At 66.4% G+C, this 13,131-nt stretch carries 14 protein-coding genes; 8 read left to right on the top strand and 6 right to left on the bottom strand.

The annotated features are described in order from the left end of the window. Nucleotides 1–19: 19 nt before the first annotated feature. Both J2X42_RS20975 and J2X42_RS20970 read right to left on the bottom strand, forming a co-directional pair. Nucleotides 20–934, bottom strand: a complete 915-nt coding sequence (locus tag J2X42_RS20975) for an NADP-dependent oxidoreductase (RefSeq protein ID WP_310167870.1) — start codon at nt 932–934, stop codon at nt 20–22. Nucleotides 935–996: 62 nt separating this feature from the next. Next, a complete protein-coding gene (locus J2X42_RS20970; protein WP_310167868.1) occupies nt 997–1,785 on the bottom strand; it encodes an IclR family transcriptional regulator in 789 nt (262 codons plus the stop codon). A 197-nt stretch (nt 1,786–1,982) separates the two neighbouring features. Between J2X42_RS20970 and J2X42_RS20965 the strand changes: the two genes are divergently transcribed. The 3 genes from J2X42_RS20965 to J2X42_RS20955 all read left to right on the top strand — a co-directional run bounded on the left by J2X42_RS20965 (nt 1,983) and on the right by J2X42_RS20955 (nt 4,632). Continuing rightward, nucleotides 1,983–2,702 (top strand): CoA transferase subunit A, encoded by a 720-nt coding sequence (locus J2X42_RS20965; protein ID WP_310167867.1) that lies wholly within the window; start codon nt 1,983–1,985, stop codon nt 2,700–2,702. A gap of 62 nt (nt 2,703–2,764) precedes the next feature. Next, on the top strand, nt 2,765–3,439 hold the full coding sequence (locus J2X42_RS20960) for a CoA transferase subunit B (RefSeq protein WP_310167866.1): 675 nt from the start codon (nt 2,765–2,767) through the stop codon (nt 3,437–3,439). Continuing rightward, nucleotides 3,436–4,632 (top strand): acetyl-CoA acetyltransferase, encoded by a 1,197-nt coding sequence (locus tag J2X42_RS20955; protein WP_310167865.1) that lies wholly within the window; start codon nt 3,436–3,438, stop codon nt 4,630–4,632. The genes J2X42_RS20960 and J2X42_RS20955 overlap by 4 nt, the downstream gene beginning before the upstream one ends. Before the next feature lie 80 nt (nt 4,633–4,712). On the opposite strand, the gene J2X42_RS20950 is transcribed toward J2X42_RS20955, so the two are convergent. Further along, a complete protein-coding gene (locus J2X42_RS20950) occupies nt 4,713–5,468 on the bottom strand; it encodes an ankyrin repeat domain-containing protein (protein WP_310167864.1) in 756 nt (251 codons plus the stop codon). A gap of 10 nt (nt 5,469–5,478) precedes the next feature. After that, nucleotides 5,479–6,060, bottom strand: coding sequence for a heme-binding protein (locus tag J2X42_RS20945; RefSeq protein WP_310167863.1), 582 nt, complete (start codon nt 6,058–6,060; stop codon nt 5,479–5,481). Between the two features lie 217 nt (nt 6,061–6,277). Here J2X42_RS20945 and J2X42_RS20940 point away from each other — a divergent pair, with 217 nt between their 5' ends. Together J2X42_RS20940 and J2X42_RS20935 are read left to right on the top strand one after the other, a co-directional pair. Further along, complete coding sequence (locus J2X42_RS20940; protein ID WP_310167862.1) at nt 6,278–7,522, top strand: sensor histidine kinase; 1,245 nt, start codon at nt 6,278–6,280, stop codon at nt 7,520–7,522. Continuing rightward, nucleotides 7,519–8,145: a response regulator transcription factor gene (locus J2X42_RS20935; protein WP_310167861.1), complete on the top strand. Its 627-nt coding sequence runs from the start codon at nt 7,519–7,521 to the stop codon at nt 8,143–8,145. Before J2X42_RS20940 ends, J2X42_RS20935 begins: the two co-directional genes overlap by 4 nt. Here the strand turns inward: J2X42_RS20935 and J2X42_RS20930 are convergent. Both J2X42_RS20930 and J2X42_RS20925 read right to left on the bottom strand, forming a co-directional pair. Continuing rightward, the gene (locus J2X42_RS20930; protein WP_310167860.1) at nt 8,142–8,951 is read right to left on the bottom strand and encodes an IclR family transcriptional regulator; all 810 of its coding nucleotides are present in this window, start codon (nt 8,949–8,951) and stop codon (nt 8,142–8,144) included. The two genes, J2X42_RS20935 and J2X42_RS20930, sit on opposite strands and share 4 nt — an antisense overlap. A 40-nt stretch (nt 8,952–8,991) precedes the next feature. Further along, complete coding sequence (locus J2X42_RS20925; RefSeq protein WP_310167859.1) at nt 8,992–9,828, bottom strand: NAD(P)-dependent oxidoreductase; 837 nt, start codon at nt 9,826–9,828, stop codon at nt 8,992–8,994. Nucleotides 9,829–9,930: 102 nt separating this feature from the next. On the opposite strand from J2X42_RS20925, the gene J2X42_RS20920 reads away from it, so the two are divergent. From J2X42_RS20920 to J2X42_RS20910, 3 genes are read left to right on the top strand one after another with little or no spacing between them, the layout of a single operon-like run. Continuing rightward, nucleotides 9,931–11,259, top strand: a complete 1,329-nt coding sequence (locus J2X42_RS20920; RefSeq protein WP_310167858.1) for an extracellular solute-binding protein — start codon at nt 9,931–9,933, stop codon at nt 11,257–11,259. Then, nucleotides 11,256–12,206 (top strand): sugar ABC transporter permease, encoded by a 951-nt coding sequence (locus tag J2X42_RS20915; RefSeq protein ID WP_310167857.1) that lies wholly within the window; start codon nt 11,256–11,258, stop codon nt 12,204–12,206. Before J2X42_RS20920 ends, J2X42_RS20915 begins: the two co-directional genes overlap by 4 nt. After that, a complete protein-coding gene (locus J2X42_RS20910) occupies nt 12,203–13,114 on the top strand; it encodes a carbohydrate ABC transporter permease (RefSeq protein WP_310167856.1) in 912 nt (303 codons plus the stop codon). Before J2X42_RS20915 ends, J2X42_RS20910 begins: the two co-directional genes overlap by 4 nt. Nucleotides 13,115–13,131 lie beyond the last annotated feature (17 nt).

Here is a 13,131-nt window from a genome sequence, read left to right as displayed (position 1 = left end):
ATCCTGCTCGGTAGCTTCCTTAGGGCAGCAGGACGATCTTGCCGTGGCCGTGGCCGCTGCGGCTAAGTTCCAGCGCCTCGGCCGCCTCGACCAGCGGCAACCGATGCGCGATGGTGAACGTGATCAGGCCTTCCGCCGCGAGCGTGGCCACGTCCATGATCCGGCCCTCCTGCTGCTGCACGGCGGCGATCCCGGCTTCCTTTGACTGTTTGCCCGGAGCGGTGATGACGGCCCGGCCGCGGTCCGGGAGGAGTTCGAGCGTTGCCGCCACGGATTCCTCGGTCCCCACGGCGTCCAGCACGGCGGTGACAGTTCCGGCCTCCTCGGCCGCGGACCTGATGCGGTCCGCCAGGCCGGGCCCGTACGGAACGGCCTCCGCGCCCAGCTCCCGCAGGTAGTCCTGGTTGGCTTCCGATGCTGTGCCGATCACGCGGGCGCCGAAAGCCTGGGCAATCTGGACGGCAGCGGACCCCACACCCCCGGCCGCCGCATGGATCAGCACTGTGTCTCCCGGGCCTACTCCCACCTGCATCAGGGCCGAATAGGCAGTGCCTCCCGCCACCGGAATGCAGGCCGCCTGTTCAAAATCGACGCCGGCAGGCAGGGGCGTGAGCTGATCGGCGGGCACAACGGCCTCCATCCGGTAGCCGCCCGTGAAGCCGCTCCAGATGACCTCGTCGCCCACAGTGAAGCCTTCAAACGCGGGCCCCACCGCCGTGACCACTCCGGCGGCCTCACTGCCCGGCACTTCGGGGAGGTCCAGCGGCGCCACTTTGCTCAAGTGCCCAGCCACCAGTTTCCAGTCCGTCGGGTTGACGCCAATGGCGCGGAACTCCACGCGCACCTCGCCGGCCGCGGGTTCCGGCAGCTCCTCCGGCCCGATCTTCAAAACCTCCGGATCGCCGTACTGTTCGAAGTAGACGTTCGTGCTCATGTCCCTGGGCTCCTTCGGGTGTTTGGCACTCTACGGCTAGCGTAGGCACGCCCCGCCCGACGTCACAACAGTTCCTTGGCGGGGGAACCCAGCTTGTTCGTGATCCGGTGCGCCTCTTCCATCAGGAGCCGGCCGAGGAACTCCTGCCGGTCCTCGCGGAAGCGCGGTTCGATGCCGGTCAGGGAAAGTGCCCACGCCGGCCGTCCCGCCTGGTCAAAGACGGCGGCACCCATCCCCCAGCTGCCTTCGAGCACCAGGCCGGGATTCACCGAGTAGCCTGCCTGCCGGGTCCTGGCCAGGCCTGCCCGGACAACTTCTGCCGTGTGCGCTGCGGCGAACGCGCCGGCATGGCCTGCCCAGGATGCCAGCAGCTGTTCCTGCTCCGCTTCCGGCAGGAACGCCATGATCGCCGTCCCGGCCGAGGCAACGCCCAGCGGGAAACGGACTCCTTCATGCAGCACGAAGGAACGCACCGGGAAGCTGCCTTCCTCCCTGAGCAGGCAGACCGTCTCCACTCCCCGGCGGATGGAGAAGAACGCACTCTCCCCCGTTTCCTCCGCCAGCCGGCGGAGGCTGGGCCGGGCGATCTCCTCGAGCGGGAACCTTGCGGACGCCACGGACCCCATCAGCAGGATTTCGGGCCCGAGGACCCAATTGCCGGTCCGGCCGTCATGGTCCAGCAGTCCTTCCGCCGCCAGCGAGGTCAGCAGACGGTGGACCGTCGGCCGGGTGAGGCCTGACTCCTTCACAAGTTCCACCAGCGGGCTGCCTTCGGGCTTGCGGCCGGCGATGCGCAGCAGTCCGGCGATGCGGCTGACAACCTGCGCGCCCTGCACGGGATTCTGGTTCATGTACGACCTTTCAAGCTTCAAAGTATCCATATTGTGGACTCCGCTCAGGGTACCGTCCACACTGTAAAAATGCCACGATTTAGGCAATTCTGATGCCTTGACAGTCCCCAATCCACTCCCGTACGCTCCGAAACCAGAGCCATTGTCCATAAAGTGGAATTCCGCCCAACGCCCCCGCTCTCAATGAGGAGAAAAGCATGTCGAAACTCAAAACAGGCGCTGCCGACGCCCTCCACGATGCCCTGAGGGATGGAATCACCCTCGCCGTGGGCGGCTTCGGCCTGAGCGGCATCCCGGCTGACCTGATCGAGGCCGTCCGTGACTCCGGCGTCCGGGACCTCACCGTGGTGTCCAACAACATGGGTGTGGACGGCAAAGGCCTGGGGGTCCTGATTGAAGCCGGACAGGTCCGCAAGGTCATCGCCTCCTACGTGGGTGAGAACAAGCTGTTCGCGGAGCAGTACCTCGCCGGGAAACTGGAGGTGGAGTTCACCCCGCAGGGCACGCTCGCCGAACGCCTCCGCGCCGGCGGCGCCGGCATCCCCGCCTTCTACACCAAAACGGGCGTCGGCACGTTAGTAGCCGAGGGCAAGCCGCACGAGGTGTTCGACGGCGAAACGTACGTGCAGGAACGTGCCATCCGCGCCGACGTCGCACTGGTCCACGCCCACACGGCGGACACGGACGGGAACCTGGTCTACCGGTACACCGCCCGGAACTTCAACCCCGTGGTGGCCACGGCCGGTGCGGTCACCATCGCGGAAGCGGAAGTCATCGTGGAACCCGGGACGCTGGATCCGAACCACATTGTCACCCCCGGCGTCTACGTCCAGCGCCTGGTCCAGGCGTCCGGGCGGGTGAAGGACATCGAACAGCGCACGGTCCGCCCGCGCACCGCCGAGCACGTCCCCGCCTAGTACCGCTCCACAGCGCGAACGAACACTTAAGCCCGCGAAACTTTTTAAACAAGGAGACCCCCATGGCCTGGACCAGGGATGAAATGGCTGCCATCGCGGCCGAGGAACTGAACGACGGCGACTACGTGAACCTGGGCATCGGCATCCCCACGCTGGTGGCCAACAACCTGCCCGACGGCGTCCGCGTGGTCCTGCAGAGCGAAAACGGCCTGCTCGGCATGGGCCCGTTCCCCTACGACGGCGAGGAGGACGCCGACCTCATCAACGCCGGCAAGCAGACCGTCACAGTCCTGCCCGGCGGCAGCATCTTCGACTCAGCGACGTCCTTCGGCATGATCCGCGGCGGCCACGTGAAGGTCGCCATCCTCGGCGCGATGCAGGTCTCCGGCCACGGCGACCTCGCCAACTGGACCATCCCGGGCAAGATGGTCAAGGGCATGGGAGGCGCCATGGACCTCGTCGCCGGGACACCGCGGGTTGTGGTCCTCACCGAACACAACGCCAAGGACGGCACCGCCAAAATCGTCACCGAATGCACCCTCCCGCTCACGGGGCTCAGCTGCGTGGACCGGATCATCAGCGACCTCGCAGTCTTTGACCTTGTGAAAGCGGACGACGGCGGCGGGCGGCAGCTCACCCTGACCCGCCTTGCGCCGGGGGTCACCGTGGACGAAATCCGCGGGAAGACCGAAGCCGTGTTTGACGTCCAGCTCGACAACGAGGAAGTGGCAGCATGAGCCTCAAGGAACAGTTCGGCAAAGACGTCCTGCTCACCGGCTGGGGCCACAGCCGGTTCGGCAAACTGACGGAAGAGACCCTTGAGTCCCTGATCGTCCAGGTGGCCACGGAAGCCATCGGCAGTGCCGGCATTGAGCCGGGCCAGATCGACGAGATCTATCTGGGCCAGTTCAACTCCGGCATGATGCCCCTGGCCTTCCCGTCATCCCTGGCATTGCAGGTCTCTCCGGACCTGGCCAACGTCCCGGCCACCCGTGTCGAGAACGCCTGCGCTTCCGGTTCGGCCGCGTTCCAGCAGGGCACCAAAACGCTGCTGGCCGGCACGGCGAAGACCGTCCTGGTGATCGGCGCCGAGAAGATGACGCACGCCGGTGCCGACGTTGTGGGAGCCGCCCTGCTGGGAGCCGACTACGACATGGCCGGCCAGACGTCCACCACCGGCTTCACGGGGCTTTTCGCCGACGTCGCCAAGCACTACGGGAAACGCTACGGACGCGGCGACGGACAGCTGGGCGACGTCCTGGGCACCATCGCTGCGAAAAACCACCGCAACGGCGTGGACAACCCCTACGCCCAGCTCCGCAAGGACCTCGGCGAGGAGTTCTGCCGCACCGTCTCGGACAAGAACCCGATGGTCGCGGACCCGCTGCGCCGCACCGACTGCTCCCCCGTGTCCGACGGCGCCGCCGCCGTCGTGCTGTCCGTCTCACCAACCGGCGGGGCTACTGCGCCGGTGCGGCTCGCGGGCTTCGGCCAGGCCAATGATTTCTTCCCGGCTGAACGCCGGGATCCCACGGCTTTCGCGGCCACCCGGGTGTCCTGGCAGCGCGCCCTGGCGATGGCCGGCGTCGGGCTTGACGGCCTGGACTTCGCCGAAGTCCACGACTGCTTCACCATCGCCGAGCTGCTGATGTACGAGGCCATGGGACTGACCGGACCCGGCGAGGGGGCCCGCGCGTTGGAGGAGGGCTGGGTCTTCAAGGACGGCAAGCTGCCCGTCAACGTCTCCGGCGGCCTCAAGGCCAAGGGCCACCCTGTCGGCGCCACCGGCGTGTCCCAGCACGTCATCGCCGCGATGCAGCTCACCGGCACCGCCGGCGACATGCAGCTGGCCAACCCGCGCCGCGCCGCCGTCCAGAACATGGGAGGCGTAGGCATCGCCAACTACGTCAGCGTCCTCGAGGCCGTCTAAGAAGCAACGCGGGGTCACATTACGCCCTTCCGGATCGGATTATTGGGCAGGATCTGACCCCGCGTTGGACTGGGGGGCAGCTAGCGGGCGCGGATCACGGTAGCGATCTCGCCAAAGCCCAGCCGTTCTGCGTTCTGCAGGGCCGTCCGCCCCTGGGGATCCCGGATGTCCGGATCCCCGTCTGCCTCCAGCAGGAGCCGGACCACCTCCTGCTGCCTGGGCCCGCCATCGTTGAGCAGGATGGCCTCCTGCATGGCGGTCCAGCCCAGGTTGTTGACATGGTTCACGGGCACCCCGGCGGCAAGCAGGATGCGGACCGTCTCCACATGGCCGTGTTCGCTGGCCGGGATCAGTGCCGTCCCGCCGTAACGGTTGGTGCTGGCGACGTCGGCGCCGGCCGCCAGCGTCAGCCGCAGGACCTCGTTAAACCCCTCGGCCCCTGCGTAGAGGAACGCGGAGTCCTGGATGGCGTCCTTCGCGTTCACGTTGCCGCCGCGGCTAATCAGCTCACCCACCAGCGCCACGTTGTTGGCCTTCGCGGCGGCGACCAGCTCCTGGTCGAGCCGGGCCTGCGCCTCGGCGGACAAGGCCGGCCCCGCGGTGTTTGCGGGGGTGGGGGCAGGCGGGGCGGACGTGGCGGGAGCGGACGTTTCAGGACCCGACAGGACGGACGACGGCGGCGACTCGCCCCGTGGTGCCTCGCCGGGACCCGCCTGGCAGGCCACAAGGCACATTGCCACGCCGCCCGCCAGAATCAGCAGGGGTGCCGGACGGCGTGCCCGCCGCCGGGTCCTCAACCGCCAGGTCCTGAACCGCCAGGTCCTGAACCGCCTCATGGAGCCGAGCCTACTTGGCCGGGCTGGCTGCGAGCGCGGCGATGGCGTCGGCGCCGGCGGTGGCGCAGGCTTCGTCCAGGTTGCCGTCGGGGGCGCCGCCCACGCCGATGCCCGCCACGGAGACGCCGTTGACCTTGAGCGGGACGCCGCCGGCCAGGAACAGGGTGCCGGGGAGGTCGGCGATGCTGGGTCCGTTGCCGTTGATGCGCTTGGCCAGCTCACTGGTTGGTGCACCGAAAGCAGCCGCGGTGTAGGCCTTCTGCTTGGCAGCCTCGATCGTGTGCTCGGCGGCGTTGTCGCCGCGAAGGAGCGCCTGGACGGTTCCGAACCGGTCCACGAGGGCCACCGTGACGAACGGCAGCTTGTCCGCCTGGCATTTGGCGAGGGCTGCGCTGACGGCATCGGACGAGGCGCCAACACTGATGCGGTTCTGCGCCACCACTATTTCCGGTGCCTGCGGGATATCGACGGCGGGCACCGCGGCCGGGGCGGCCACCTGGCTGGTTCCGGCGTTGGCTGCGGCGGTCAGCCCTCCGGTCAGCAGCAATGCTCCGGCGGCAGCGGCAGCGGCAATCTTGTTGGACTTCTTCACGGTGTTCTCCTCATGCTGATGGACTCACGATGATGGGATCCCTTGGAACGGGCATCGGCTCCATCCATCCTGTCCAGCCCCGCCGGAACAAACATCGGGCCTTCGGCTGCGCCCCCGTCCCCCGGAAGGCCAGCAGCATCAGCCAAAAGGCTGAGAGACCAGCAACGGCGCGGGCAATAGCATGGGAGAGGAACTCCTCTGACCTGAACCGGACCCCATGCCCTCGCCTGCCACTCCCCCTGAAGCCCTGACCACAGGATCCGCCCGGCCTGCCCACCCTGCCCCGGCAGCCAGCCGGCTCGGCCGGATCGATGCCGCCGTCCATCTGGGCTTAGCTGTCCTGCTCGTGGCTTCGGGCGTCCGCTATGCCATGCGGCACAGCCTGCCGGACAACCTCCTGGTCCTCGGCCTGGCAGCAGGGGTGTTCGCGCTGTATGCGGTGATCGCCGTCCTGGCCCGGCAGGGACGCCCGTGGGCAGTATGGATGCTCGTGTTTGTGGCCGTCTGGGCAGCCCTGGTCATCGCCGCACCCAGCTTTGCGTGGTGCTCCTTTGCGATTTTCTTCCTGTGCCGCACCGCTTTTCGAGGCGCTGTGGGCTACGTGGCTGCGGGCGCGACGGCGGCCGCCACCGCCGTCGGGCTGTTCCGGCTCAGCGAGGGCACGGACCTCGCGATGCTGCTGGGGCCGCTCGCTGTCGGCGCGATGCTGACCCTGATTTATGACCGGATCGAGCACGACGCCGCGGAGCAGCGGCGCCTCCATGCCGAGGTATCGCTGGCACAGGGGCAGCTGGCGGCCAGCGAGCGCCGGGCCGGCACCATCGCCGAACGCGAACGCGTATCGCGCGAAATCCACGACACCGTGACGCAGGGCCTGGCCAGCAGCCTGCTGCTCCTGGAGGCCGCTGACCGTTCGTGGCCAGGCAAAAGTTCGCGCCAGGAGCTCACCCAGGCTGCGGAGCTGCTGCGCCGGAACCTCGCCGAGACCCGCAGCCTGGTCCATGAGCTCGCCGCCCCGGGCCTCGAGGCGTCGCCGCTGCCCGAGGCGCTGCACCAGGCTGCCGCGCAGTACGTCCCGCAGGCCCGGCTCCTCGTCACCGGCGAGCCCCGGGACGTCCCGGCCGAGGTCCGGCACACCCTGCTGCGGGTGGTCCAGAGCGCCTCCGCGAACATCCAGCAGCACGCACACGCCGCCACCACAACCCTGACGCTGGGATTCCTCCCGGACTCCGTCACCCTGGACATTTACGACGACGGGACGGGCTTTGATCCGCTGGCGGCAGCACCGCCGTCGGACGCGGGAGGATACGGGCTGCGGGCCATGCGCCAGCGTGTGGAGCAGCTGGGCGGCGTATTCTCGGTGGAAAGCAACCCCGGCGAAGGGACCATCGTGGCCGCACAAGTGCCGGTTCGGGTGCAGTTAGCGACCCCTGCGCAGCAAACGTCAGAGGATGACGCATGACCGGCATCACCGTCCTCCTGGTGGACGACCACCTGGTGGTCCGGAGCGGCCTCAAGGCACTGCTGGGCACGCAGCCCGACTTTGACGTGGTGGCCGAGGCCGCCTCCGGCGAGGAGGCCCTGGGGCTGGTGGAACAGCACTCCCCGGCAGTGGTGGTGATGGACCTGGCCATGGGCGCCGGGATGGACGGGATCGAGGCCATCAAGCAGCTGCGGCAGCGCAATGGCCGGCAGGCAATCCTGGTGTTCACCACCTACGATTCGGACGCGGACATCGTCCGGGCGGTGGACGCCGGGGCCATGGGCTACCTGCTGAAGGACGCTTCCCCGGACGAAATATTCGCCGCCATCCGCGGAGCAGTGCAAGGGAAAAGCGTGATGAGTGCTCCCGTGGCCTCGCGGCTCTTCCAGCAGCTCCGCAACCCCGACGAGGTCCTGACGCCGCGGGAGGCTGAGCTGCTGAGCCTCCTGACCCAGGGGCTCAGCAACCGGGAGCTGGGCCAGCGGCTGTTCATCTCCGAGGCCACGGTCAAAACGCATTTGGCGCACATTTACGCCAAGCTCGGCGTGGAGACCCGGGCCGCGGCGATCGCCACGGCCATCCGCCGGGAGGGCATGCGCTAGCGGATACCGGCCACCCGCAGGGTTCTGGCCAGCTCGGCGGCGGCCGCTTCCAGTGTGGCCACCGTGTTGCGGAGGACTTCCTCGGTGGCCAGTTCGGTGGGAATGGAGCAGCTGATGGCATCTGTGCCCGGGATCCGGTACGGCACCACCACGCTGACGCAGCAGAGTCCCACAGTATTTTGCTCTCTCTCCACAGCGTGGCCGGTCCGGCGGAACACGGCCAGTTCAGCCTGCAATGCTTCGAAGTCCGGCACCGTATTGGGCGTGAGCTGGTCGTAGGGACCGGCGCCGATCCGCTGGCGGACCTCCGCGTCGGTGAACTCGGACAGGATGGCCTTGCCCAGCGCCGTCACCTGGGCGGGCAGTTTTCGGCCCACACGGGACGAGAGCCGGCGGCGGTCCACAGCCTGCCGGGTTGCCAAGTAGATGACATCTGACCGGTCCAGGCGGGCGTAGTGCGTGGTGAACGTCGTGGCGTTGCGGACCTTTTCCAGCACCCCGGAGACGTGCTCCATGACCGGATCCCGGTCCAGGTAGGCGGTGCCGCAGAGGAGTGCGTGCGTGCCGATCCGATAGGCGCCTTCCGCACTCTGCTCAATCCAGTTCAGCTCAAGGAGCGTCAACAGGAGCCAGTGGAGGCTGGAGCGCGGGTACCCGGTCTGTTTGAAGATTTCCGCAGTCGTCAAAGGTTGGGGGGCGGCAGCCAACAATTCAAGGATTGCGATCGTGCGCTCAGCGGATTTAACGAGTTTCACGTCTCCGGCGGACCCGCCGCCGTCGCCGGGCTGCTCCTCCAGCGGTGTCATTGCTGCCTTCCCTTTCGGCTCGTCCCTACAGTACGGTAGTTCACTTCGTGGCCAGTTGCGGGTAGTTGTCCACTCCTAGCTGATGGCCACTGCTGGCCCAGAACCCGCCCAGGAGGCTGTCCCACTCTTCGCCTTCACGGTGGCTGGTGACCGAGGCGGCAAAGTCCTCTGCGTTGTCCTGCGGATCAAATCCGATCCGGCGGCCGGCTGAAAGGTCCGCCCAGCCGCGTGAATTGGCCGAGACGGCCCACAGCACGTGATGGCCAGGGGCGCCCAGATCATTCAGGGTCGCCTCGACCAGCCGGTAGGAATCCGCCGGAGACAGCCATGACGCGAGCGTGCGGGCGTTGTCCGGCCGCTCGCCGCCTGTCCCGATCCGGGCACTGACAACCTTCATCCCGAACTTGTCGGCGTAGAGGCTGCCCAGGGCTTCCATTGCTGCCTTGCTGACCCCGTAATAGGTGTCCGGCCGCGGAGCCAGGACAGTGTCCAGGCCGGCCGCCGCGGAGGCGTGAAAGCCCACCGCATGGGTGGAACTGGCCAGGAGCACGCGCTTGACGCCGTTCTTCCGCGCCGCTTCCAGCGTCACTTGGGTGCCGGTGATGTTGGTAGTCACCAACTCTTCCCACGGCTTCTCCCGATGGAGCCCGCCAAGGTGGATCACTGCCGTGACACCGGCGAGCGCGGTGTTCATGAAGTCAGCGTCGGCCACCGAACCTACATACCGGGATTCGCGAGGACCGGGCTGAGGGGCTTCCGCCAGGTCGATAAGCCGGACACTGTGTCCGACTTCCACCAGGTAGGGCCGCAGCAGGGAAGCCATCATCCCGGCAGCACCTGTCAGGGCGATGGTGTGGGCCTCCGGTGTTGCTGACAATGTTCCTCCTGCAGTTGACAGTCTGTGATGGCGATCATACTCTCATGAAGTACGTTTCACATAGTAACAGTGATTTACATATGTAAAAAGAGGAGAATCAAAGTGGATTCGAGAATTAAGTCCCGCTCCCGCACTGCCGTGGCGCTGACCATTGCCTCCGCGGCAGTCCTGACCGGTTGCGCCGGCGGGTCAGCTCCGGCGGCCACCGATGACGGCCAGCCGATCGAGGTCTGGGCCCGCGCCGGCACAGACGCTGCCACCACCTACGCGGCCATGTTCAAGGAATTCACTGCCAAGACTGGCGTGCAGGTCAACTTTCAGGGCGTGCCGGACCTGGACCAGCAGCTGCAGACCAGGGCGGCTTCGAAAAAACTGCCGGATCTTGTCGTCAACGATTCCGCCGCCCTCGGCAACTACACCGCCCAGGGATACCTCCAGAAAATCGACAAATCCACGGTGTCGGGCAACGACAAGATCGCGGATTCGCTCTGGGACGAGACTGTTGGACTGGACGGCGCCAGCTATGGTGTCCCCTTCTCCCGCCAGACCATGGTCACCCTGATCCGCAAAGACTGGCGTGAAAAGCTGGGTCTGCCGATCCCGGAGACCCAGGAGGACCTTGCCCGGCTTGCCACTGCGTTCGCCACCGAGGATCCCGACGGAAACGGCCAGGCAGATACGTACGGCATGACGGTTCCCGGCTCCACCGAGCGCGGCTACCTCGGCTGGTGGGCCTCCTCCTATATCTGGCAGGACGGCGGCAGCTACCTGACCGACGAAGGCGATGGCAAGTTCACTTCCAACGCATCCGCCGCCGAAACACAGGAGGGCGTCAGCTGGATCAAGCAGCAGTTCTGCACACCCGGAAACACCCAGCCTGGTGCGCTCACGGCAGCAACCAGCGTGGCCTCACCGTTCTTCCAGACAGGCAAAACCGGCATCATCCTGACCGGTCCGTACAACTTTGCTTCCTTCGACACGGCCCTGGGCAAGGACACGTACGAGGTGGTCGCGGCCCCCAAGGGTTCGGTGGACAGCACCGTGCTGGCCGAAGGCGAAAACATCTACGTCACCGCAAGCAACGGCAAGAAGGACCAGACAAAGCAGGTCATTGATTACTTGGTCTCCGCGGACGGCCAGAAGGCGGGCATGACTGCCGGCAAGCAGCCCATTGTCCGGGTTCCGGTGAACGCCGACGTTGATGCAGCGGCGGTCTACAACGACCCCCGGTGGGCAGTGGTCCAGGAGGCACTGAAGAGCTCCTCCCAGGCATTTCCGTCGGCGATCAACTTTGTTCCCATCAAGCAGGCCGCTGCTGAAAGCCTGAACAAAATCGTGTCCGACTGTGCCGCCGATAACGTCGCTTCGGGCCTCCAGGAACTGGACAAGGCCATCAACGACGAGCTGACGAGCCAGAACGCCAAATCATGACCGTAACCCCAACCAAGCCTGCGGGAGTTTCCCGGGCTGCGGGCGTTTCGAAGCCACCGCCGGCGTCGAGGAAGCGCAAGAACAGCACGCAAGTCCTCGCTATCTGGCTGTTCCTAGTCCCGGCAGCGGTTCTTGGCCTCTACTTCAAGTTCATCCCCATGGTCGAGGGCATCAGGCTGAGCCTGTTCAAGGTGCAGCCGTTCCTGGGCGATGTGTTTGTGGGGTTCGACAACTACGCCAACGTCCTGACCGACCAGCGCTTCCTGGACGCCCTGGGCCACACGGTGGTTCTCGGCCTGACCCAGACCCTGGGCGCCCTGGTGGTGGGATTTGTCCTGGCCCTGCTCCTGGAGGGCCAGGCGCGGTCCTTGTGGGTCCTTCGCACCGCTATCTTCCTGCCTGTGGTGACGGCACTGGCCGTCGTGGGCGAGATCTGGCGGATCCTGTACTTCCCCACGTCCGACGGGCCGCTGAACACCATACTCGGCTGGGCCGGACTCGAGCCACTGCAGTTCCTCAACGGTACGGATACCGCGCTCTGGTCCATCGCCGTCGTCGGCATCTGGAGCGGCGCACCCTACAACATGGTGATCATCCTTGCCGGCCTGACCGGCGTGGACCGGTCCCTGTATGAGTCGGCAGGCGTCGACGGTGCCACCATCTGGCAGCGGCTGCGCTACATCACCCTGCCCGCGCTGCGCCCATCGATCGTGATCGTGCTGACGCTTGCCGCGATCCGCAGCCTCCGCAGTTTCACGGAGGTCTATGTCCTCACTGGTGGCGGACCGGCCGGATCCACGGAGGTCTGGATGACCCGCATGTATTCACTGGGCTTTCAACGCAACGACATCGGCGTCGCCTCCGCCGCCGCAGTCCTGCTGCTGGTGGTCACCCTGCTGCTCACAGTAGGTACCCAGTTCCTGGCCCGAAGGAAGGCAGAACAATGAGCCAACTGCGCACACGGTCCGCAACACGGACCCGCCCCGTGTCCTCCTCGGCCCGGTTTGATTCGGCCCTGGGCTGGTCGCCCAGGCTGGGGATCAACATGATCCTTCGTATCGCGCTTTGCGTCCTGGTGTTCTGCATCTTCGCGTTGCCGTTCGTCGCCATCATCTCCGGAGCCTTCGACCGGAATTCCAGCCCCACGGAAATCTCGCTTTTTCCGAAGACGTTCACCCTGCAGAACTTCCAGGCAGCACAGCAACAGGGACTGTGGGCTTACCTGCTCAATTCCCTGGTCATTGCCGGTGGCGGACTCCTCCTGCAGATGACCGTCTCGGTCTTCGCCGCCTACAGCCTGAGCCGCAAGAAGTTCCGCGGGCAGGCCCTGGTGATGCTGCTGGTCCTGATGACCATGATGCTGCCCGAGGAAGTCATCGGCATCCCGCTGTCCCTGGTGCTCGGAGACCTGCCGCTGCTCGGCATCAGCCTCCGGGGAACGGTCCTCGCGGTCATCCTTCCCGTCGGCATCTGGGGCTTCTCCATCTTCATCATGAGCGAATTCATGAAGGAGATCCCGGCCGAGATCGAGGAAGCAGCCAGGCTGGACGGTGTCGGCGAATTCCGCATGCTTTTCACCATCATCCTGCCGCTCTGCAAGCCCGCCCTCGGGGTGATCGGCATCTTCGGATTCATGATGGTCTGGGACCAGTACCTGCTTCCCCTCATCGCCGCCAATGACCCGAGCGACTACACCCTCACAGTTGCCCTGTCCGTGCTGCGCAACGACACCACCGTTGGACCCGGCGTGCTCCTGGCCGGAGCTGTCATGGCCATGATCCCCAGCCTGCTGGTGTACCTGTTCCTGCAGCGCTCCATGATCCGCGGCATCACCTCAGGCGCCACCAAAGGCTAGCGCCGGATCCTGCCGCA

The organism is Arthrobacter sp. BE255 (assembly GCF_031457335.1).
Classification (GTDB): Bacteria; Actinomycetota; Actinomycetes; order Actinomycetales; family Micrococcaceae; genus Arthrobacter.
Note: the sequence above shows the minus strand (reverse complement) of the source record. Positions and strands in the feature narration are given on the sequence as shown.